We start from the raw sequence: 21560 nt of genomic DNA, 5'->3' as shown, positions 1-21560 counted from the left end.
TATACATAGGCATTCCCATCATCACAATTTGAAGCAAGATAATTGCGATCGTGAAAATACCTATATAAGGATGAGTTCGATCTATCTATCCTAGTAGATGCGTAAAATGGGAAGAATCAATGGGCGGTGCATATTCTGGTAATAAGCGTTGCGCCATCACCCTTTTTTTTAACACAAGTTTAAGCAAAGTTCGGGAATAAATAACGAACAGCGCTATTAAAACAATATTGCCCAAGCCCTCACCCATCTCGCTCAAAAATGTTTCTCTTTCTTCAATAGTCGGATAAACCGAATAGGCATACACAAAATAAATGAAAGAAGCAAAAAATACGATCAGTGTATAAATCAAGATGCCTTTAACGCGTCTCAAGAGATATCAACCTCCTAATCAAAATTAAACCTAGGTGCTTGAGAAAAACAAAAAAATTATCACCTTTGCCTATTAATCAAACTTTTCTTGATCGCTGGCGGAAAGTCTCGAATAAGCAAATCCCTGCACTCACTGATACATTCAGGCTTTCAACACTGCCGACCATTGGAATACGTACCAGTTGATCACAGGTTTCCTTTGTCAGGCGACGCATGCCCTCGTGTTCTGCACCTAATACCCAAGCTATAGGACCATCAAGTGAAATACTCTCAAGGCGATCAGTCGCTTCAGCCGCAGTGCCGATAACCCAGATACCTTCTTCTTTGAGTTCACGTAAAGTTCGAGCTAAGTTGGTGACAGTAACAAAAGGTACAGTATCAGCGGCACCGCTAGCAACCTTATGTACAGTAGCCGTCAATCCTACGGAGCGATCTTTAGGTGCAATGACAGCATGCGCACCTAATGCATCAGCAACGCGCAAGCATGCTCCTAGATTGTGTGGATCCTTGATGCCATCTAATATTAGGAGCAAATGGAGTTCATTTACTGCCTCCAAGATGTCTTCAATGGTGGCGTAACTCTGAGTAGCCATGATGTTAGCCACTACTCCTTGATGGTGAGTGGTCCCCACCATTCCAGCAAGCCTTGTGTTATCGCAATGTATTAACCGGATATTTTTGGTTTCAGCAAGTTTACATAGATCGCGCGCACGGTGATCATGTCGCGCTGAATCGATATAGATTTCTTTGATACTGTCCGGATTCTGCCGTAAACGGCTCATAATGGCATGAAATCCAAAAATATGTCGTGTCTGAGACATGTTTGTCGCTCGCTTAGGAGGATTGTTAAAAATACTGCATCCTAAACAATTATCTAAAAGAATTGTACGTTCTAGTTAGCGTTTGCGAAGCAGCTAAGATAGTCTCAATTAATCACTGGGTGTTCCTTGCTCGTACCCACTAAAATTCATATAGAGCCAGAAAATTTGAGTTTTATGATTTTTTTGGTTTTCAAGCAAGAACAAAGTCTATTTTGCGAGTTTCCAAGTCAACCCTTACAAGTTTGACATGTAAACGGTCACCCAAGCGATATTTTTTTCCAGTGCGTTCACCATACAACATGTGTTTAGTGCTATCAAAATGGAAGTAATCGCTGGGTAGCTCTGATATATGGATTAATCCTTCTACATAAATTTGATCGAGTGCAACAAATAAACCGAATGCAGTGACACCACTGATAACACCATCGAAGCAATCATTAATTTTATCCTGTATATAGAAACATTTAAGCCACGATTCAACATCACGTGTCGCTTCATCAGCGCGACGCTCTGTCATTGAGCAATGCTTACCCAGCTCATGCCAGCCGCCAACCGATGGTGAATAAGTATCGATACTTAGAACTGCTTTGATGGCGCGATGCACTAGTAAATCAGGGTAGCGCCGAATGGGTGAAGTGAAATGAGTATATGTTTCATAAGCCAATCCGAAATGGCCAATATTTTCAGGATTATATATCGCTTGTCGCAACGATCTCAACATCACAGTCTGTAATAATTGGGCATCGGCTCTACCATTGATTTTAGTTAAAACTTTAGCATAATCTTTGGCGTGCGGTTCACTCCCTCCCCCTAACTGCAAGCCAAATTCCTTAAGAAAATCTCGCAGTGCCTCTAATTTTTCTGGTGCTGGCCCCTCATGGATACGATACAACACTGGATGCCTATGCTTCTGCAAAAAATCTGAGGCACAGACATTAGCTGCCAGCATACATTCTTCTATCAGGCGATGTGCTACATTACGTTGCAACGGCAGTATCTCCTCAATCTTGTCCTGATCGTTAAAGATCATTTGGGTTTCAATTGTTTCAAAATCAATGGCTCCACGTTTCTTGCGTGCTTTCTGTAAAATTTGATATATCTTATAGAGTAACTGAATGTGCGGCAGTAGTTCGGTATATGGCTTGGTACTAGTATCTTTGGGTTTTTCCAGCATTGCTGCGACCTGGTTGTACGTAAGGCGAGCTTGTGAATGCATGACTGCTGGATAAAATTGATAATCTAAATATTCACCATTTGTAGTTAATTGTATTTCGCATACCATACTAAGACGATCCGTATGCGGATTAAGCGAACATAAACCATTGGAGAGTACTTCTGGCAACATCGGAATCACTCGTTGTGGAAAATATACTGAATTGCCTCGTTTGTATGCTTCTTTGTCTAGCGCATCAGCATCATGCACGTAATGACTGACATCAGCGATAGCAACATATAACCGATAATCTTTTCCATCCCGTTCACAGTAAACTGCATCATCAAAATCACGCGCAGTTTCACCATCAATTGTAACAAAAGGGAAATGACGGATATCTTTTCGCTTGATAAGCTCCTTTTTTAGTACTTTTTTGGGAAATTTAGCAGAGATCTTCTCTATCTCAGATGAAAACTCATAGGGTAAGTCATGTGTACGCAATGCGATTTCGATTTCCATGCCAGGTGAAGTGTATTCACCCAGAATTTCAATAACATGGCCAATAGGCTGGGTATGGATATCAGGTTGTTGTACAATTTGGACCATTACAACCTGGCCAGTCTTAGCCTTCATAGTAGCTTCACGAGGAATCAGTATTTCTTGGCTAATACGCTTGTTTTCAGCAACCACAAAAAAAATACCACACTCGGTATTAAATCTTCCTATTAGTTGTGTGTTGACATGTTCAAGCACTTCCACGATTTCACATTCACTACGACCACGACGGTCTACACCAATTTCTCGCGCGATGACACGATCACCATCAAGCACCTTATGCATTTCTTTAGCACTAAGATATAAATCAGGCCCGCCATTATCGGTAATCAAGAAACCATAGCCATCACTATGTCCTTGTACCGTTCCTCTGATCAGTTCAAGTTTTTCAATGACACAAATATCCCCCTTGCGATTGCGCATGATTTGGCCGGCACGAATCATAGCCGCCAATCGTCGATTAAAAAATTCGGTTTCTGTTGGGGTTATATCCAACAGCTTACGTAATTTTGTTTCGCTTATCGGTATGCCTTGTTCTTCGAGTACTTGTAATATGAACTCTCGACTTGGCAAAGGTGTGCCATATCGCTCGCTTTCGCGCTCGAAAAAAGGATCATGTTTACGTAGCTGACTCTTCTTACTTTTCTTCTTAATTGACAAAACAATTGTTTCCTATAGAATCACGAGTTGCTCCTAATCACCAGGTTAGGAGTATTGCCCAGATGGCGGAATTGGTAGACGCGCATGGTTCAGGTCCATGTGCCTTCGGGTGTGGAGGTTCGAGTCCTCTTCTGGGCACCACTATTTATAATCAATATCTTGATTATAATAGAAAATTATTGATTAAATAAATTTTCTATGCCAAGAATATGCCTAAAAAATTTTACTGGCTAAAAATTAGACAATCCATTTAACCCCCAGTTTATCCAATTTTTAATCATGTGGATTCAAAATTGATGTGCAACTTTTGCTGACTGTTTGGTATAACTTACCGACATTCCGAAGAATACCTCATGCGGTGTTCTAAATTCAGGTACTGTATGGTCGGTGAGCAATACAATCAACTGCCCGCTATACTTGTTCTTCGGAAACACCCAGTCAATTTCATATTCCTGCGGAAATATTGTCGTAGTAGACCATTGCTGTTTTCATTCCATCCTCCCTCCCGTGAATGGTCGGGATGTGCAAGGTAGATGGGTGCTTCCAGCTCTGAGGCGATAGTTTCATGCCCTGCAAATTCCTTGCCATTGTCAAATGTTACAGTATGACATTTGTGCTGGTGGGGACGGAGCAGAATTGTTGATCTTTGCTGTTACCCTTCGGCATATTTGGCTGGTAATCGGCCAGCCAGAATATAGCGCGATTTCCGCTCTGCCAAGGTGACCAGTATCTGCTGATGGTGCTTGCCGCTCATGCTATCGCCTCCCAATCACCTATATGCGCGCTCTGCTCAACCATCCGGGGCCAGTCATCGATGCTGACCTGGCTGCGTATTCTACCACGCTGTTCCTGCCCGCTTGCATAGCGCTTGCGTCGCAGTTTCTGACAGCGCATCGGTTGCCACCAATCACCCCCTGTCAGTTTATCTGCATAAAGGTACTGATTAAACAGGAAAGATTGTTCTCATCTGATAATTAAAAGCGTGATCATATTTTAATCTTGTACAATCTTCTCATTGACTTAATGACTTGATAAACAAGATGAAGGTGAAAAAGTTAATAGACTTTTATCACATACAAACGGGTGCATTATATAAGGAGTTGATCCAATGAACGAGGATAAGAAGATATATGAAAAATCTTTCAGTCTTGATATGCCAATGGATGAGGCAATAAAGCGTATCGCAAAAGTTACAAAAAAAGAGGCTACTAAAAATGAAGAAAATACGGAGATTATTAAAGAGGGAGAGGAGCAGTTAGCTTTTTTTAAAAACAAAGAAATTAGACAAGTATTTCATAAAAATGAGTGGTATTTTTCTATAGTTGATGTAATCGAAGCCATCACAGAAACAGATAGACCGAGTAAATATTGGGCAAATTTAAAATCAAAACTTATTAAAAAAGAAGAGTTTTATGAGCTTTCCAATAAAATCAGAAAACTGAAAATGAAGGCATCTGATGGGAAGTATTACTCTACAGAAGTAGTTAATGTTGAAGCCCTTTTTAGAATAGCACAGTCAATTCCATCAAAAAAAGCCGAACCTTTTAAAAAGTGGCTGGCTAAAGTTGGATATGAGCGAATACAAGAAATACAAAATCCGGAAATTGGGGTCAAAAGAGCTATTCTCCAATGGCAAATAGAAGGGCGAACAGAAGATTGGATTGATGCTAGGATTAGATCAATAGTAACTCGCAAAGAATTAACTAATGAATGGAAGAATAGAGGTGTTCAGGATAAGGAATACGGGTACTTAACCAATATTATTTCCTGCGAGACTTTTGGTATTGACGTTTCTACACACAAGAAAGTAAAAGGTCTAAAAAATCATAGTTTACGAGATCATATGACTGATTTAGAATTAATATTTACTATGCTTGGTGAAAAATCAACTACCGCTATTGCCATTTCCTCAGATGCACAAGGGTTAAATGGAAACGCAGAAGCGGCTAAAGCTGGTGGCAAAATTGCTGGAGATGCTGCCAGAACGTTAGAAAAGAAACTTGGCAAGAGGATCGTGAGTTCAGATAACTTTTTATCAGGCGGTAAACGTATAAATGACCCTGAACAATTGACCATGATAAAGAGTAAATAAGACTGTTCGCATAACCCGTTTATCAAACCGGGATCTTTCCAGCGGAAACGGTCAAGAGCAAGGTATAGTAAAAGACATTCCGACATACCACTGACGGGAGACCTTATGGCTTATGCACAACTTACCCTTGAAAAGAAATTATTTGAAATACATCTGAAACAGGAGAATTCGCTGAATCGGATAGCACGGGAATGAACCATGTAATCCACCGTTAGCTAAGAACTTATACGAAACACGGGGATGCGCGGCTATCGTCATACGCAAGCGAACAGGAAGGCCAAACAACGCCAGACAAACAAACCCAAAGCCATCAAAATGGCAATGGAGCAAGTGGGAATGATATTAATGTGATGCCTGGGCAGTGGAGCCCGGAGCAGATCAGTGGCAGGTTGAAACGGGAAGTTGAGATTAGTGTCTGCCATAAACTATGTATCACAGCATATCCTGAAGGATAAGCGGTCACGCGCTATGGCAGCATTAACGGGCAGCAGTAAGGGCATCCCCAATGCGGTAGACATTCATAGACGCCCTGAGGTAGCAAACCGACGAGAACGGTTAGGTGACTGGGAAGCCAACAGCAGACACCATGATTGGCCAAGAACACAAGGGCGCGCTAGTCACGGCGGACGAAAACAAATCCAAGCTACGTCTTACCGCTACCAGCGGCAAACAGAACTGTAATGGCGATGACATGCAGTACATCACTCTGCTGGGTGTATTCAAAAATTGGGTGCATGTTTTTTCACTTTTGATAATGGGAAGAAGTTTGCTAGGCATGAACAGGTGGAGAATAGTATTGAAAGAAAAAAATACTTGGTAAATCCTACCACTCTTCAGAGAGTGGCCAGAATGAGAATGCCAGGAGGCTGTTACGCCAATACTTCCCTAAAGTAATGGGCGTGCTGCATGTAACTAATCGGCAGATGTTTGAGGCTGTCCACCAATTTGATAACAGGCCAAGAAAATACTTGGGGTTTAGGACGCCTTATTCTATTTCTAAATCAAAACTGACTTTGTCGACTTCACATTGCCGTAGATTTATACTATCTGCGACTCGCCTTCGCGTCATTGTTGATTTGGAAATGAAATTACGAAGTGCTCCGCGGATTATCAGGCATAGATGCTGATAAATTGATCGGTAAGGCACTTATTACTTGAATTAAAGTTCTATTTGCCTGAGGATATCCATTTGTTATTCCTACCACAGTATTTACCTGAATTGAATCCCTAGGAATGTCTTTCGGAAAAACTGCGCGGTAAATATTTTCATAACCGCGTATTTGACAGCGTCGATACGCTCGAGAATCATTTGATTAGTGCATGATATGATCTCAAAAACACCTCCTCTTTAATCAAAAGAATTATTGGATGGAGTTTGATTATTAATGCAGTTTCTTGTGCAAACAACAATTGCTTGACTAGCAGGATTTTTCTACTAATTTAGAGCCCCATATATATATAAAAAGGCTACTTTGTTGTAGTAGCCTAATCATATTCTAATAATATGTATATAAATATTAAAATTTAATCTAACATTTTAGATTTGAATGAGTTTTATTCCTCTGTTGGACTAGCAGATATATCGATATCGTGAGGTCGATCTACGAGCTCGACTATCGCCATAGGTGCATTATCGCCTTTCCTAAATCCATATCTTAAGATTCGAAGATACCCACCATTTCTAAGCTTATAACGAGTTCCCAGATCAGAAAATAATTTAACAACAATGTCGCGGTCCCGCAACCGGTTGAAAGCTAACCTTTTATTTATAACAGTAGGGTCTTTACCTATTGTTATAAGCGGTTCAACAACTCTTCGCAATTCTTTTGCTTTTGGCAAAGTAGTCTTAATTATTTCATGGCGTAATAATGAATTAGCCATATTTCTAAACATCGCCAATCTATGACTACTGGTGCGATTTAATTTTCTAAGCCCATTTTTATGACGCATGACCAGTTTCCTTTCCCTGATTTTCAAGATTAGCCGGTGGCCAATTTTCTAATTTCATTCCTAAAGATAAATTTCGAGCTGCTAAGACTTCTTTAATTTCATTAAGTGATTTTCTTCCCAAATTCGGAGTTCTTAATAATTCGGCTTCAGTACGTTGTATTAAATCTCCGATATAGTAAATATTTTCTACTTTCAAGCAATTTGCTGAACGTACGGTAAGTTCTAAATCATCAACTGGACGCAAAAGTATCGGATCAATTTGCGGTATTTTAGGCTGCTCCTTAGGAAGAGGAGTGGTTTCAAGCTCAGCAAAAACAGACAATTGATCGACAAGTACTCTTGCAGCATATCGAATCGCTTCTTCAGGATCGACGGATCCATTTGTTTCAATATCAATTATTAATTTATCTAAATCAGTACGCTGTTCTACTCGTGCATTTTCAACAGAATAGCTAATCTTTTTAATTGGACTGAAAGAAGCATCTAATAATATGCTGCCAACTTGTGTATCCATATCTGCCGTACGTCTTACGTTAGCCGGAACATAACCACGTCCTTTTTCAACTATAATTTGCATATCAATATTTCCACCTTTTACGATATGCGCAATGACGTGATCAGGATTCACAATCTCAACATCATGGGTACTTTCAATATCTGCAGCAGTAACTGGTCCATCTATATTCTTTTTTAATGTTAATATAGATTTTGTATTACTATGCTGTTTAAAAACGATATTTTTTAGATTCAGAAGAATGTCAATAACATCTTCTTGTACGCCTTCAAGCGTAGAATACTCATGTACCACCCCAGCTATTCGAATTTCTGTAGCTGCAGACCCAGGCATTGATGACAATAAAACTCTACGCAATGCATTACCTAATGTATAACCATACCCTCGCTCGAATGGCTCCATTATCACTCTAGCCAAGACAGGAGTAATATTCTGAACCTCTATTATTCTAGGTATAAGATACGGGCTACTCGACATGTATAAATCCTTAACTAGAAAGATATAAAATTAATTATTTTGAATATAACTCAACTATCAAAGACTCATTAATAGTAGATGATAATTCAGATCTTTCCGGTGTCATTTTGTATGTACCTTTCATAGCTTTGGCATCTACGTCCAACCATGCAGGAAAGCCGCGTTGTTCAGCAGATTGAAGAGATGATTTGATTCTAAGATAATTCTTAGCTTTATCAGCTACTTCAATAATATCTCCAGGCGAAACTTGATAGGACGGAATATTAACTCGACGCCCATTCACTAAAATACAATTATGTCGCACAACTTGTCTAGATTCAGATCTTGAAGATCCAAATCCCATTTGATAGGCCACATTATCTAATCTACTCTCTATCATTTGTAACAAATTTTCACCTGTTACACCACGCATTCTGTCGGCATTTTTGTAAATAATTCGGAATTGCCGTTCAAGCAATCCATAAATCCGACGAACCTTTTGTTTTTCTCTTAATTGCAATCCATAATCCGAAATTCTACTCTTTTTCTGACCATGTTGGCCTGGAGGGTAATTTCTTCTTTCGATTCCACATTTACTTGAAAAACATTTATCGCCTTTCAAGAACAATTTTTCACCTTCTCGACGACATTGCCGACATTTTGGTTCAAGAATTCTAGCCACTAAATATTCCTCTCAAATTCGACGTTTTTTTGGTGGTCGACATCCATTATGGGGTACAGGGGTAACATCGGAGATACTAGTAATTTTAAAGCCAGCAGCATTTAATGATCTGACTGCTGAATCCCTACCCGGTCCAGGTCCTTTAATACGTACTTCTAAATTTTTAATTCCATATTCATGTGCAATTTTGCTAGCTTGTTCAGCAGCAATTTGAGCAGCAAAAGGAGTACTTTTTCGTGAACCTTTAAATCCAGCTCCCCCTGAAGTTGCCCACGATAAAGCATTACCTTGTCTATCGGAAATCGTAACTATTGTATTATTAAATGAAGCATGTATATGCGCGATTCCTTCAACAATATTTTTCTTAACTTTTTTTCGTAATCTAGATTGAATCTTTGCCATTAAATTATTACCTTAGAATCAATATTTATAGATGATTATCGTGTACTAGCAGATCTTCTTGGTCCCTTCCTTGTACGAGCATTCGTTCTCGTACGCTGTCCTCTTACAGGCAAGCCTCTTCTATGTCGCAACCCGCGATAACAGCCAAGATCCATTAATCTTTTAATATTCATCGATATTTCACGTCGAAGATCACCCTCAACAGTATATTTGGCAACTTTTTCGCGTATTTGCTCTAATTGTGCTTCTGATATATCTTTTAATTTAATGGAATTTTCAATTCCCAATTCATTACATATTTTTTGTGAAGTTGAATTGCCAATTCCATAAATTGCCGTTAAAGCAATTTTGACGTGCTGATGATTAGGTATATTAACTCCGGCTATACGCGCCATTTACTCACCTTGAATATTATTTATTAGCCAATGCTTAAATATTAACCTTGTCGTTGCTTGTGTCTGGGATCGATACAAACAACTCTTACAACCCTTTGGCGTCTAATTATTTTACAATTTCTGCATATTTTCTTTACAGAAGCAAGTACTTTCAATTGATGTTTCCTTTTTAATTGAATAATATTTATTTAAAAGCTTGAATTTATTTAGATCTAAAGGTAATTCTAGCTTTAGTTAAATCATAGGGAGTCAAATCTACAGTCACTTTGTCTCCAGGCAATATACGTATATAATTCATGCGCATTTTCCCTGATATATGGCCTAACACAATATGACCATTCTCCAGTTTAACTTTAAATGTAGCATTTGGCAGCGTTTCGAGTATCTCGCCTTGCATTTGAATTGTTTCTTCTTTTGCCATTATTATGACTACAATCTAACGTGATATATAAGGGGTAGTTTTAAAACTAGTTTTCTTAAGTAAGCTTTCATACTGGGTTGACATAACATGTGATTGAACCTGTGCCATAAAATCCATTGTTACTACAACTATTATAAGTAAAGAAGTACCACCAAAATAAAAAGGTACGTTCCATTTCAATATCAAAAATTCTGGCAATAAGCAGACAAGAGTCACATACATAGATCCAACAAGTGTAAGTCTAAGCATTATTTTTTCAATATAACGCGTCGTCTGCTCTCCTGGACGAATACCAGGTATAAACGCTCCGCTCTTTTTAAGATTATCTGCAGTTTCTTTTGGATTAAAAACAAGCGCCGTATAGAAAAAACAAAAAAACACAATCATCGCAGCATATAGAATAACATACATCGGCTGACCTGGAGATAAAGCTCCGCTTATATCTTTTAACCAAGTCATTGATTCATTAGTTGACAACCAACCCGCCATCGTAGCGGGAAATAAAATGATACTAGAGGCAAATATTGGAGGTATTACACCCGCCAGATTCAATTTTAAAGGCAAGTGCGAACTTTGTCCTCCAAATACTTGTTTTCCTACTTGCCTTTTTGCATAGTTTACCAAAATCTTTCTTTGGCCACGTTCCACAAAAACTACGAATCCTGTTACAGCAATGACCGCAATAAATATTCCCAAAGCAACTAGAAAATGCATGGCACCTGTTCGAACTAATTCGAGCGTACCACCAATAGCTGCTGGTAAGCCAGCCGCTATTCCAGCAAAGATGATCAGTGATATTCCATTTCCGATTCCGCGTTCAGTAATCTGCTCGCCAAGCCACATTAGGAAAATTGTACCTGTCACCAATGTAGTAACAGTCGTTATCACGAAAAATATGCCTGGTTCTATTACTAACCCTGCCTGAGACTGTAAAGCCATTGATATTCCATAACTTTGCACCAATGCAAGAACAACTGTACCGTAGCGAGTGTATTGTGTTATTTTTCTCCTTCCAGATTCACCCTCTTTTTTAAGAGACTCAAGGTGTGGAATAGCAATCGTACCTAATTGCATTATAATAGATGCTGAAATATAAGGCATTATTCCTAATGCAAATATTGAAAAACGTGATAAGGCTCCGCCGGAAAACATATTAAACATACCCAATATGCCACCTTCTTGGGTATCGAATAAATCTTTCAGAACAATTGGATCTATTCCAGGAACAGGTACATGAGCTCCAATTCGGTAAACGATGAGTGCAAACAACAAAAACCAGAGCCTTCGTTTTAAATCCGAATATTTATTCACATCTTTATTAAATTTATTTGCAGCCAAAACTATTCCTTTAATTAATCAACATTACCACCAGCATTAACTATAGCTTCTTTTGCATTTTTTGATACAGCCAATCCTTTAATCACTAGTGCTGTATTTATTTTCTTATCAAATAATACTTTTACCGTTTGTATGGAATTAGCTATTAATCGAGCCTTTTTCAAGTCGTCTATTCCATTAATCTCATTAAAGGATTGAGCAAGGACTGATAATTTGATTTCTTTAACTTGTGTGTTATCAAGTGATGTAAATCCACGCTTAGGTAAACGTCGATGTAAAGGCATTTGTCCACCTTCAAAGCCTACTTTATGAAAGCCGCCAGCTCGAGATTTCTGGCCTTTATGACCTCTTCCTGCTGTTTTACCCAGGCCTGAACCTATACCTCTACCGGCTCTTTTTCTTGCTTTCCGCGATTCTTTATTTGATTTTATATTACTTAAATCCATTTATTGCTCAACCTTAACCATATATGAGACTTTATTTATCATACCTCTTATTGAGGGGCTATCTTGTAATATCGCAATACTATTTATTCGTTTTAGCCCTAATCCTGCAATTATTCTACGATGTTCGTTTTTTTTACCTATCAAGCTCTTAACTAATTTAACACTCAATTTCTTATTATTATCTTTTGTCATTTTAGCTTTCCTAAAATCTCTTCAAGATTTTTACTTCTTTTAGAAGCTATCATTGAAGGCGTGCGTATTGATTCAAGCCCTTGTATCGTTGCGCGCACAACATTATAAGGATTAGTTGATCCAATACACTTAGCAAGTATATTAGTAATGCCCATAACTTCAAATATTGCTCTCATTGGCCCACCTGCTATTATACCGGTTCCTTCAGAAGCAGGTTGCATGAATACTTTGGCAGCACCATGTTTTCCAACAACAGCATGTTGAAGAGTGCCATTTTTTAACTCAATTTTAACCATTTTGCGTCGCGCTTCGTCCATTGCTTTTTGAACGGCAACAGGTACTTCTCTGGATTTACCTTTACCCATACCAATTCTGCCTTTACCATCACCTACTACTGTCAACGCAGCAAAGGCCAGGATACGTCCACCCTTCACAACTTTAGTAACACGGTTAATCGAGACCATTTTTTCTTTAAGTTCATCGGTCTGCGCATCATTTACCGAGGTAATGTTTTGTGATCTTGAAGCTTTAGACATTAATATTCCTTATCTCAAAATTTAATTCCACCATTTCGAGCACCCTCAGCTAATGCTCTGACTCGCCCGTGGTACTTATAGCCGGATCGATCAAAGGCAACGGTGTCAATTCCTAAGTTTTTAGATTTTTCAGCTATTCTTTGACCAATAAATTCTGCAGCTTGCACTGTAGCACCATTCGTTATGATATTTCTAACATCGCTCTCAAGCGTTGATGCACTTACTAATACTTTACTATTTTCATCATCTATAATTTGCGCATAAATATGTTTATTACTCCGATGCACTGAAAGTCGGTAATTTTTTAGCAATGCAATTTTAACTCGTGTTCTGCGAGCTCTTCTTATGCGAGATAGCTTAAGGTTTTTCATGAGCTTCCTATTTACTATTTTTTCTTAGTTTCTTTAAGGGTTATCACTTCATCAGCATAACGTACACCCTTCCCCTTGTAAGGCTCAGGACGTCGAAATGCGCGAATTTCTGCTGCTATTTGTCCAACTTGCTGTTTATTAATTCCTTTAATCACGACTTCTGTTTGAGTAGGTGTTTCAACTGTAATGCCAGTCGGCATTTTGTAAGCAATCGGATGGGAGAATCCTAAACTCAAATTTAATGTATCACCACTAGCCTGTGCACGATAACCTACACCGACAATATTTAATCGTTTCACAAAACCAGCAGTTACTCCAATTATCATATTATTAATTAAAGATCGCATTGTTCCTGATAAAGAATGCGATTGTTTTGTCGAATTTGTTGATGTAACAAATAATTCATTATTTTCACTTGTGATGGTAATATGATCAGCAGAGAGGCGTTGATGAAGAGAGCCTAACGGGCCTTTAATGATTATTTCACTATTTGAAATAGTGAAATTAACATCATTCGGTATTTGAATTGGTTTCTTGCTAATTCGCGACATTAAATTAATCCCTTAAGCTACAATACATAAAACTTCGCCACCGATTCCATTCAGTCGCGCTTTTTCTTCTGTCATAACACCTTGAGAAGTAGATATTATTGCAATACCTAACCCATTCATCACATTGGGCAATTCAGAACAAGATTTATATACTCTTAATCCAGGACGACTAACCCTAGATATTTTCTCTATAACAGGATGGCCAGCATGATATTTTAGCTTGATTTCCAGATTTATTTTTTCTTTTTCTGAGTATATTTGAAAATCTTCAATATAACCTTCATCTTTAAGTACCTCAGCGATAGCTTTTTTTAATCGAGAGGAACTCATGAGCACTGAGGATTTTTGAGATAATTGCCCATTTCTTATGCGGGTTAACATATCAGCTACTGGATCCGTTAGACTCATATTTTTTACCTATAAAAACTTTTCTGAATTAATATTTAATTTATTGGTTACTATTTTTAGTATTAATTATCGTTATAGTTTCAATCATTCACCAACTAGCTTTAATCATTCCAGGGATTTGACCACTCATAGCGAGTTCTCTTAGTTTATTTCGGCCTAATCCGAATCTCCGATAATACCCTCTTGGTCTACCAGTAAGTTCACATCTATTCCGTAATCGTGTAAAGCTAGAATTTCTTGGTAAATTTTGCAATTTTTTTCTAGCCTCATCCTTTTCTTCAAAGCTCGCTTGACTGCTAGCAAGGATCTCTAATAAAGATTGTCTAACATTAGCGTATTTCTTTACTGTTGCTTGTCTTTTCAAGTTTCTATTTATAAGAGCTTTTTTTGCCATTCCAGTCTCAATTTTTAAATGGGAATTTAAAAGCTGATAATAATGCTTTTGCTTCTAAATCAGTCTTAGCTGTAGTTGTTAGCGTAATATTCATGCCTCTTAATGCATCAATTTTTTCATATTCAATTTCAGGAAAAATGATCTGCTCTTTAATTCCGAGGTTATAGTTCCCTCTCCCATCAAATCCTTTTCCAGAAATTCCACGAAAATCCCTAATCCGAGGAATAGCTACACTAATTAATCGATCAAGAAATTCAAACATTCTTCTACCGCGCAAAGTGACTTTACATCCAATAGGATAGCCAACTCTCACTTTAAATGTAGCTATTGATTTCCTTGCTTTTGTAGTAATAGGTTTTTGTCCACTAATATTCTCAAGATCGCTCATCGCATTTTCAATTTTTTTCTTATCCGATGTTGCTTCACCCACACCCATGTTGAGAGTTATTTTGGTAATTCGAGGCACTTCCATAACTGATTTATAACTAAATTGCTGCATTAATTGCTGCTTCACAGTTTGATTATAAAATTCCTGTAATCTGGCCATTTAGACTATACCTTGTTAAACACTAATCTGCTCTTTATTAGATTTAAAAATTCGTAACTTGTTATTATCACTTAATCTTATACCAACTCTATCAGCTTTTTTGGTGGTAGGATTAAAGATCGACACATTTGATATGTGTATTGGTTTTTCAAATTCAGTAATACCTCCCACAATGCCTTTTGTCGGATTAGGCTTTACATGTTTTTTAAGCATATTTAAACCTTGTACCACGATATAATTATCAGTTACATACCGCAATACTGTACCTCTTTTACCTTTGTCTTTACCACATCGAACTATAATCTCATCACCTTTTTTAATTTTCTTCATATTAATACCTGAATGCTTTTACATTACCTCGGGTGCAAGTGATACTATCTTCATGAATTGAGCCGTTCGGAGTTCTCTTGTAACTGGGCCGAAAATACGTGTGCCAATAGGCTCCAATTTGGTATTTAATATCACCGCGGCATTAGCATCAAATTTAATTAATGATCCATCTGATCGACGAACCCCCTTTGCTGTGCGGACGACTACTGCATTATAAACTTCACCTTTTTTAACTCTACCGCGGGGTGCTGCATCTTTTACAGCTACTTTGATAATATCGCCGATACCAGCATATTGCCGCTTAGATCCTCCTAGCACTTTAATGCACATTATAGATCGTGCACCTGTGTTATCTGCTACATTCAGTATCGTCTGAGGCTGAATCATTTTTTTAATCCGTGTATATAAATAAATTAATTTGTTTTATCTTTTTGAATTGATACAAATTAAATCTTTTCTCACTTCAAAAGACGTTAATATTGAGCATCCAATAAACGATTATTTTCAGTTTGTTAATTAATTATTGCTCAATAATTTGACTGCGCGCCAGGCTTTAGTTTTCGATAAGGGCCGTATTTCTTGTATTATCACTACATTACCCATACTAAATTGGTTATTTTCATCGTGAGCATGAATTTTCTTTGAACGTATAATAGTTTTACCATACAGTGGATGTTTTATTTTTCGTTCAACAAGCACCGTGATAGTTTTATCCATCTTATCACTTACTACTTTGCCTACTAGGGTATTAGGTTTTTTTTCATTATTCATGACATTCTAACTCTTTGATTAAGCTCCGTTTTAACCCTAGCAATATCGCGTCGTACATTTCTCAACTGAGATACATTTTCAAGTTGCTGAGTTGCGTGTCGAATTCTCAAATTAAAATGACTTCGTAACAAAGACATTACTTCACTTTTCAGTTCTTCATCAGTTTTTTTCTTAAGCTCACTTGCTTTCATTGCTTTAACTTCCTATATGACGAACCATAAATTGCGTTTTTATTGGCAATTTGGCAGCCGCAAGCTTAAACGCTTCTCTTGCTAATTGCTCATCAACACCATCCATTTCATATAGCATCTTACCTGGCTTTATTTCTGATACATAATATTCAGGATTGCCTTTTCCTTTACCCATTCTAACTTCAGCAGGCTTTTGCGAGATTGGCTTATCCGGAAATATTCTAATCCAAATTCTTCCCCCTCGCTTAATATGCCTTGTCATTGCTCTACGCGCTGCTTCGATCTGTCTAGCAGTTATTCGGCCTCGACCAACGGCCTTCAACCCATATTCACCGAAACTAATTTTGTTACCGCTAGTAGCAATTCCAGTATTCCGCCCCTTGTGCTGCTTGCGGTATTTTGTTCTTGCTGGCTGGAGCATTTTATTTATTAACCCTTAATGTGTTGAAAGAATTTGTATTTGCGACTAGATTAACATTCAGAATTATACACTTTATCTCTAAGCAGTCTTTTCTGGGCTTATTTTATCAGTACGTTTTTTATTTTCTTCTGCTGCTAAAGAATATGGAGTGCCAGAAGTTAGATCACGGTTCCTAGTTTCTAACTGCTCTCCCTTAAATATCCATACTTTTATCCCAATAATTCCATATGTTGTTTTAGCTTCTGAAGTAGCATAATCAAGATCTGCTCGCAATGTATGTAGCGGAACACGTCCTTCTCGATACCATTCAGTACGCGCTATTTCGATACCATTCAGACGCCCTGAACTCATAATCTTAATACCTTGAGCGCCTAATCTCATCGCGTTCTGTATTGCCCTTTTCATTGCCCTTCTAAACATAATTCTTTTTTCTAGTTGCTGAGCAATATTATCAGCAATAAGTTGCGCATCAATTTCTGGTTTTCTTATCTCTTCGATATTTATATGCACAGGAATACGAATCAATTTTTCGAGTTCTTTTCTTAGAATCTCAATATCTTCCCCTTTTTTGCCTATAACAACCCCTGGACGTGAACTAAAAATCGTTATACGTGCATTTTTAGAAGGACGTTCAATTACAATCTGGCCGACAGAAGCATGAGACAATTTCTTTCGAAGATATTCTCGAACCTTAATATCTTCATTTAATAATTTTGAGAAATTTTTCCCATGTGCAAACCATTTTGATGACCAATTCTTTAGTACAGAAAGTCGGAATCCTGTAGGATTTATTTTTTGTCCCATAATCTATCGCCAAGCTTTTCGTAAATAATTTTTAATCGCTAATTGTTAATAAAATACGACATGTTGGTTTCATTATGCGATTACCTCGTCCTTTTGCTCGAGTACTTAATCGCTTTAAGTATGTTCCACGATCCACCATAATTTCTGATATATGCAGTTCATCGATATCAGCACCTTCATTATGCTCAGCGTTAGCTATGGCTGTTTCTAGAAGTTTTAAAATAATAGCCGCCCCTTTTTTTGGGCTAAAAGTCAACAACTCAATTGCTGTAGCTACTTTTAAACCTCGTATTTGATTTGCCACCAAGCGCCCTTTCTGTTCTGACAATCTAATGCTTGGTAATATTGCAGTTGCTTGCATAATTGATATTCCTATTTTTTAGATCCGGCAGTCTTTTTATCGCCAGCATGGCCTTTAAAAGTTCGAGTAAGCGAAAACTCTCCTAGTTTGTGACCCACCATATTTTCAGTAATATAAATAGGTATATGTTGCCTGCCATTATGTACTGCTATAGTTAAACCAATAAAATCTGGAATTACAGTTGATCTACGAGACCATGTTTTAATTGGTCTCTTATCATTATTAGCTTTAGCGTTTAGTATTTTGTTATAAAGATTGGTATCTACAAACGGACCCTTTTTAACAGATCGTCCCATAAAACTTAACCCTTTTTAGAATGTCTGTGACGCACTATCATGTTTTCAGTACGTTTATTTTTTCTGGTTCGGAACCCCTTAGTAGGGAGTCCCCAAGGGCTTACAGGATGTCGACCTGCAGCCGTTTTCCCCTCACCACCACCATGTGGATGATCGATTGGATTCATTGCCACACCTCGTACTGTTGGCCTAATACCTCGCCATCGCTGCGCACCAGCTTTCCCAATCGATTTTAAATTTTGCTCATCATTACCTACGGCACCAATTGTAGCCCTACAATTTATATGTATTCTACGAATTTCCCCTGAACGCAATCGTATTTGTGTGTAACTCCCTTCACGCGCGAGTAATTGAGCTGAAGAACCAGCAGATCGTGCCAACTGTGCTCCTTTACCGGGTTGTAACTCTATACAATGCACTGTACTTCCAATTGGTATATGCCGCAGTTCCATTGCATTGCCAGTTTTGATAGGTGCCTTAACGCCACTCAGTATTTTCCCACCAATCTCTATATCCTTAGGCGCAATAATGTAGCGTCTTTCTCCATCGAGATAACATAACAAAGCTATATTAGCACTACGATTAGGATCGTATTCTATTCTCTCTACTTTAGCGATAATTCCGTCTTTGTTACGACGAAAATCAACCATTCGGTAATTTTGTTTGTGGCCACCGCCTTTGTGACGTAGAGTTATGCGCCCGGAATTATTACGGCCTGCAGTTTTCTGTTTGTTTTCTACGAGTGCAGAATAAGGCTTCCCTTTATATAATTCCTTATTTGCAATTTTGATAACAGCACGCTGTCCAGGAGAAGTTGGTCTAACTTTTACTAAAGCCATTACTTAATCCTCGCCCTTAATTATTTCAGAAAAATTAATTTCCTGGCCTTTTTTAATGCCAACGTATGCTTTTTTCCAATTTGCTCTTCGCCCCATATATCGGCCAAATCTTTTTTGTTTTCCTTTAATATTTGATATCTGTACTTTTGTCACTTCTATTTTTTGAGATTTCCACAGATACTCAACGGCAGCCTTAATCTCATTTTTATCTGCACTAGGTAGCACACGAAAAACTATTTGATTATTTTTTTCAGCGATTAAGGTTGCTTTTTCAGAAATTTGAGGAGCTAAAATAATTTGTAGAGCTCTTTCAGGACTGATACTAGAAGATTTCATTTTAACATTTCCTCAATTTTCACTAATGCCTCGCGACTCATTAGAATGTCATTGTGCTTTACTAAATTTATGGGATCTATGTGTGATGCATCAGTTACACTTACCATTGGCACATTTCTTGAAGACAAATAAAGATTATTATTAACCTGTTCTGTAATAATCAAGACATTATTAAAATTTAACGCTTCCAGTTTACTAATTAACTCCTTTGTTTTTGGAGTATCAACTGAAAACTCCTCAATTAAATGCAATCTATTTTCGCTTAGTAAGCGAGAAAGAATAGTACATATACCTGCTCGATACATTTTTTTATTGACTTTATGAGCAAAATTCTCCAGTGGGCTGCTGGGAAAAATTCTACCACCACCTCGCCACAATGGATTAGAAGCCGCGCCTACTCTGGCTCTACCTGTTCCTTTCTGTCTCCAAAGTTTATGAGTAGACTTCGTTACATCCGATCGGCCTTTCTGGGCACGAGTACCTTGTCTCGCATTCGACATATATGCTGTTATTATTTGATGGACTAGTGTTTCATTGTAATCTCTTCCGAACACTGACTCCGAAACTGATATATTACTCGTTGTCCCATCAGATCCAATACATTTAGCTTCCACTGCTGGCCCCTATTCTTTGGCGATTTATTTTTTACTACAAGTTGCTGAATTTATTATTTGTTTTTTGGTTTACTCTTAATACCCGACCGCAATACAACAATTGCTTCCTTGGCTCCTGGAACAGCCCCTTTTACATGAATGAGCTCTCTATCAAAATCTATACGCAAAATCTCAAGATTCTGAATTGTACATTTTTCACCACCAAGTCTTCCTGACATTTTTTTTCCTGGAAATACACGCCCTGGATCCTGTGCCATACCTATCGAACCGGGAACGTTATGCGATCTTGAATTACCGTGACTCGCTCTGTTTGAGGAAAAGTTATGCCGCTTAATTGTTCCAGCGAATCCTTTACCTATACTTTTACTAGTTACATCTACAATCTGTCCAACCTGAAACATGTTCAATTCAAGCTTCATCCCTGCCTTAACTTCATCTAGCTCTTCTGCGCTTACACGAAATTCCTTGATAACACGCCCAGCTTCCACTCCAGCATTTGCAAAGTGTCCTTGAGTCGGTTTAGTTAACCGATTAGCATGCTGTATTCCATAAGTTACTTGTAACGCGCAGTAACCATCAGTCTCAAATTTTTTAATCTGAGTAATACGATTATTTGATACATCCAGCACTGTTACAGGAAAACTATCTCCATTATCAGTAAAAATCCTGGTCATACCTACTTTTTTACCGATTAAACCTATGCTCATTAATTTATTCCTTTGCAAACATCTTCATTAAAAGCTAGCACTAACGTTATGCTCAACATTACTTTTATAAAGTTACAACTTGATCTCCACATCAACACCAGCGGGTAAATCAAGCTTCATCAAAGCATCTACCGTTTTATCCGTAGGATCTAAAATATCCATTAAGCGTAAATGTGTCCGAATTTCAAATTGATCGCGCGAAGTTTTATTCACGTGCGGAGAACGCAATACATCAAATCGCTCAATTCGCGTTGGTAGCGGAACAGGGCCTCTAACAACAGCGCCTGTACGCTTCGCTGTCTCTACAATTTCCATTGCCGACTTATCAATAAGTCGATAATCAAATGCTTTTAAACGAATACGTATTTTTTGATTTTGCATATTAATCCTGAGATTAGCCGATCCGTATTCTAATTCCAGAATTAGATCACTATTTTAATTGGCAATAATTCTACTCAATAATTTTAGCTACAACGCCTGCCCCAACAGTTCTGCCACCTTCACGAATGGCAAACCGCAGGCCTTCTTCCATCGCAATAGGAGCAATAAGATTGACAACCACCGAAATATTATCTCCAGGCATGACCATCTCAGTGCCTGCTGGAAGCTCTATCGATCCCGTAACGTCTGTTGTCCT

At 38.0% G+C, this 21560-nt stretch carries 35 protein-coding genes, 1 tRNA gene and 1 pseudogene; 3 read left to right on the top strand and 34 right to left on the bottom strand.

From position 1 onward, the window contains the following. Positions 1 to 85 precede the first annotated feature (85 nt). From BM122_RS25065 to rnr, 3 genes are all read right to left on the bottom strand, one after another. Positions 86 to 370: a hypothetical protein gene (locus BM122_RS25065; protein ID WP_256211989.1), complete on the bottom strand. Its 285-nt coding sequence runs from the start codon at positions 368 to 370 to the stop codon at positions 86 to 88. 76 nt (positions 371 to 446) lie between these two features. Continuing rightward, positions 447 to 1190, bottom strand: a complete 744-nt coding sequence (rlmB, locus tag BM122_RS10280; RefSeq protein ID WP_074905484.1) for a 23S rRNA (guanosine(2251)-2'-O)-methyltransferase RlmB — start codon at positions 1188 to 1190, stop codon at positions 447 to 449. Between the two features lie 190 nt (positions 1191 to 1380). Beyond that, entirely contained in the window at positions 1381 to 3558 is a 2178-nt protein-coding gene (gene rnr, locus BM122_RS10275; RefSeq protein ID WP_074905483.1) for a ribonuclease R, read from the bottom strand. A gap of 56 nt (positions 3559 to 3614) precedes the next feature. On the opposite strand from rnr, the gene BM122_RS10270 reads away from it, so the two are divergent. Next, positions 3615 to 3699 (top strand) — tRNA-Leu (locus BM122_RS10270). Positions 3700 to 4308: 609 nt separating this feature from the next. Here BM122_RS10270 and BM122_RS23275 read toward each other — a convergent pair. Continuing rightward, positions 4309 to 4452: a hypothetical protein gene (locus BM122_RS23275; protein WP_177198096.1), complete on the bottom strand. Its 144-nt coding sequence runs from the start codon at positions 4450 to 4452 to the stop codon at positions 4309 to 4311. 214 nt (positions 4453 to 4666) lie between these two features. Between BM122_RS23275 and BM122_RS10265 the strand changes: the two genes are divergently transcribed. Beyond that, positions 4667 to 5650 carry a BRO-N domain-containing protein gene (locus BM122_RS10265; protein ID WP_177198095.1) on the top strand — a complete coding sequence of 328 codons (984 nt, stop codon included), beginning with the start codon at positions 4667 to 4669 and terminating at the stop codon, positions 5648 to 5650. Between the two features lie 411 nt (positions 5651 to 6061). Continuing rightward, positions 6062 to 6331 (top strand): hypothetical protein, encoded by a 270-nt coding sequence (locus tag BM122_RS22395; RefSeq protein ID WP_143083394.1) that lies wholly within the window; start codon positions 6062 to 6064, stop codon positions 6329 to 6331. Positions 6332 to 7204: 873 nt separating this feature from the next. Here BM122_RS22395 and rplQ read toward each other — a convergent pair. From rplQ to tuf, 30 genes and pseudogenes are all read right to left on the bottom strand, one after another. Next, positions 7205 to 7600, bottom strand: coding sequence for a 50S ribosomal protein L17 (rplQ, locus tag BM122_RS10255; protein ID WP_074905481.1), 396 nt, complete (start codon positions 7598 to 7600; stop codon positions 7205 to 7207). Continuing rightward, positions 7590 to 8591, bottom strand: a complete 1002-nt coding sequence (locus BM122_RS10250; RefSeq protein WP_074905480.1) for a DNA-directed RNA polymerase subunit alpha — start codon at positions 8589 to 8591, stop codon at positions 7590 to 7592. Before BM122_RS10250 ends, rplQ begins: the two co-directional genes overlap by 11 nt. A 34-nt stretch (positions 8592 to 8625) precedes the next feature. Then, a complete protein-coding gene (gene rpsD, locus BM122_RS10245) occupies positions 8626 to 9252 on the bottom strand; it encodes a 30S ribosomal protein S4 (RefSeq protein ID WP_074905479.1) in 627 nt (208 codons plus the stop codon). A gap of 12 nt (positions 9253 to 9264) precedes the next feature. Continuing rightward, complete coding sequence (gene rpsK / locus BM122_RS10240) at positions 9265 to 9654, bottom strand: 30S ribosomal protein S11 (RefSeq protein ID WP_074905478.1); 390 nt, start codon at positions 9652 to 9654, stop codon at positions 9265 to 9267. A 35-nt stretch (positions 9655 to 9689) separates the two neighbouring features. Then, entirely contained in the window at positions 9690 to 10049 is a 360-nt protein-coding gene (gene rpsM, locus BM122_RS10235; RefSeq protein WP_074905477.1) for a 30S ribosomal protein S13, read from the bottom strand. A 41-nt stretch (positions 10050 to 10090) separates the two neighbouring features. Next, entirely contained in the window at positions 10091 to 10204 is a 114-nt protein-coding gene (gene rpmJ / locus BM122_RS10230; protein ID WP_074905476.1) for a 50S ribosomal protein L36, read from the bottom strand. Between the two features lie 47 nt (positions 10205 to 10251). Continuing rightward, positions 10252 to 10470, bottom strand: coding sequence for a translation initiation factor IF-1 (gene infA, locus BM122_RS10225; protein WP_074905475.1), 219 nt, complete (start codon positions 10468 to 10470; stop codon positions 10252 to 10254). Between the two features lie 15 nt (positions 10471 to 10485). After that, positions 10486 to 11808, bottom strand: a complete 1323-nt coding sequence (gene secY, locus BM122_RS10220) for a preprotein translocase subunit SecY (RefSeq protein ID WP_074905474.1) — start codon at positions 11806 to 11808, stop codon at positions 10486 to 10488. 14 nt (positions 11809 to 11822) lie between these two features. Beyond that, positions 11823 to 12254, bottom strand: coding sequence for a 50S ribosomal protein L15 (gene rplO, locus BM122_RS10215; protein WP_074905473.1), 432 nt, complete (start codon positions 12252 to 12254; stop codon positions 11823 to 11825). Further along, the gene (rpmD, locus tag BM122_RS10210; RefSeq protein ID WP_074905472.1) at positions 12255 to 12446 is read right to left on the bottom strand and encodes a 50S ribosomal protein L30; all 192 of its coding nucleotides are present in this window, start codon (positions 12444 to 12446) and stop codon (positions 12255 to 12257) included. It lies immediately after the preceding gene. Continuing rightward, entirely contained in the window at positions 12443 to 12982 is a 540-nt protein-coding gene (gene rpsE, locus BM122_RS10205) for a 30S ribosomal protein S5 (protein ID WP_074905471.1), read from the bottom strand. The genes rpmD and rpsE overlap by 4 nt, the downstream gene beginning before the upstream one ends. A gap of 14 nt (positions 12983 to 12996) precedes the next feature. After that, positions 12997 to 13353: a 50S ribosomal protein L18 gene (gene rplR, locus BM122_RS10200; RefSeq protein WP_074905470.1), complete on the bottom strand. Its 357-nt coding sequence runs from the start codon at positions 13351 to 13353 to the stop codon at positions 12997 to 12999. A gap of 14 nt (positions 13354 to 13367) precedes the next feature. Then, complete coding sequence (gene rplF / locus BM122_RS10195) at positions 13368 to 13904, bottom strand: 50S ribosomal protein L6 (protein ID WP_074905469.1); 537 nt, start codon at positions 13902 to 13904, stop codon at positions 13368 to 13370. A gap of 12 nt (positions 13905 to 13916) precedes the next feature. Continuing rightward, positions 13917 to 14312, bottom strand: coding sequence for a 30S ribosomal protein S8 (gene rpsH / locus BM122_RS10190; protein WP_074905468.1), 396 nt, complete (start codon positions 14310 to 14312; stop codon positions 13917 to 13919). An 88-nt stretch (positions 14313 to 14400) separates the two neighbouring features. Beyond that, complete coding sequence (rpsN, locus tag BM122_RS10185; RefSeq protein WP_074905467.1) at positions 14401 to 14706, bottom strand: 30S ribosomal protein S14; 306 nt, start codon at positions 14704 to 14706, stop codon at positions 14401 to 14403. 7 nt (positions 14707 to 14713) lie between these two features. After that, positions 14714 to 15253, bottom strand: a complete 540-nt coding sequence (gene rplE, locus BM122_RS10180) for a 50S ribosomal protein L5 (protein ID WP_074905466.1) — start codon at positions 15251 to 15253, stop codon at positions 14714 to 14716. Positions 15254 to 15268: 15 nt separating this feature from the next. Continuing rightward, positions 15269 to 15583 (bottom strand): 50S ribosomal protein L24, encoded by a 315-nt coding sequence (rplX, locus tag BM122_RS10175; RefSeq protein WP_074905465.1) that lies wholly within the window; start codon positions 15581 to 15583, stop codon positions 15269 to 15271. Positions 15584 to 15601: 18 nt separating this feature from the next. Continuing rightward, positions 15602 to 15970 (bottom strand): 50S ribosomal protein L14, encoded by a 369-nt coding sequence (gene rplN / locus BM122_RS10170; protein ID WP_074667399.1) that lies wholly within the window; start codon positions 15968 to 15970, stop codon positions 15602 to 15604. 129 nt (positions 15971 to 16099) lie between these two features. After that, entirely contained in the window at positions 16100 to 16354 is a 255-nt protein-coding gene (gene rpsQ, locus BM122_RS10165; protein ID WP_074905464.1) for a 30S ribosomal protein S17, read from the bottom strand. After that, positions 16351 to 16545 (bottom strand): 50S ribosomal protein L29, encoded by a 195-nt coding sequence (gene rpmC, locus BM122_RS10160; protein ID WP_074905463.1) that lies wholly within the window; start codon positions 16543 to 16545, stop codon positions 16351 to 16353. Before rpmC ends, rpsQ begins: the two co-directional genes overlap by 4 nt. Positions 16546 to 16549: 4 nt before the next feature. Next, on the bottom strand, positions 16550 to 16966 hold the full coding sequence (gene rplP, locus BM122_RS10155) for a 50S ribosomal protein L16 (protein WP_046851100.1): 417 nt from the start codon (positions 16964 to 16966) through the stop codon (positions 16550 to 16552). Between the two features lie 78 nt (positions 16967 to 17044). Then, on the bottom strand, positions 17045 to 17770 hold the full coding sequence (rpsC, locus tag BM122_RS10150; protein ID WP_083398442.1) for a 30S ribosomal protein S3: 726 nt from the start codon (positions 17768 to 17770) through the stop codon (positions 17045 to 17047). Positions 17771 to 17801: 31 nt separating this feature from the next. Next, entirely contained in the window at positions 17802 to 18131 is a 330-nt protein-coding gene (gene rplV / locus BM122_RS10145) for a 50S ribosomal protein L22 (protein ID WP_074905462.1), read from the bottom strand. 11 nt (positions 18132 to 18142) lie between these two features. Further along, complete coding sequence (gene rpsS / locus BM122_RS10140) at positions 18143 to 18427, bottom strand: 30S ribosomal protein S19 (protein ID WP_074905461.1); 285 nt, start codon at positions 18425 to 18427, stop codon at positions 18143 to 18145. Positions 18428 to 18432: 5 nt separating this feature from the next. Beyond that, positions 18433 to 19266 (bottom strand): 50S ribosomal protein L2, encoded by an 834-nt coding sequence (gene rplB, locus BM122_RS10135; RefSeq protein ID WP_074905460.1) that lies wholly within the window; start codon positions 19264 to 19266, stop codon positions 18433 to 18435. A 3-nt stretch (positions 19267 to 19269) separates the two neighbouring features. Beyond that, on the bottom strand, positions 19270 to 19602 hold the full coding sequence (rplW, locus tag BM122_RS10130; RefSeq protein ID WP_074905459.1) for a 50S ribosomal protein L23: 333 nt from the start codon (positions 19600 to 19602) through the stop codon (positions 19270 to 19272). Next, a complete protein-coding gene (gene rplD, locus BM122_RS10125) occupies positions 19599 to 20216 on the bottom strand; it encodes a 50S ribosomal protein L4 (RefSeq protein WP_074905458.1) in 618 nt (205 codons plus the stop codon). Before rplD ends, rplW begins: the two co-directional genes overlap by 4 nt. A gap of 53 nt (positions 20217 to 20269) precedes the next feature. Further along, a complete protein-coding gene (gene rplC / locus BM122_RS10120; protein ID WP_074905457.1) occupies positions 20270 to 20923 on the bottom strand; it encodes a 50S ribosomal protein L3 in 654 nt (217 codons plus the stop codon). A 72-nt stretch (positions 20924 to 20995) separates the two neighbouring features. Next, positions 20996 to 21304: a 30S ribosomal protein S10 gene (gene rpsJ, locus BM122_RS10115; protein WP_074905456.1), complete on the bottom strand. Its 309-nt coding sequence runs from the start codon at positions 21302 to 21304 to the stop codon at positions 20996 to 20998. A 70-nt stretch (positions 21305 to 21374) separates the two neighbouring features. Beyond that, positions 21375 to 21560: pseudogene (gene tuf / locus BM122_RS10110) on the bottom strand (elongation factor Tu); the annotation flags it as partial.

Source organism: Nitrosomonas communis (assembly GCF_900114745.1).
Taxonomy (GTDB): Bacteria; Pseudomonadota; Gammaproteobacteria; order Burkholderiales; family Nitrosomonadaceae; genus Nitrosomonas; species Nitrosomonas communis_A.
This window is presented reverse-complemented; position numbering and strand designations above follow the sequence as displayed.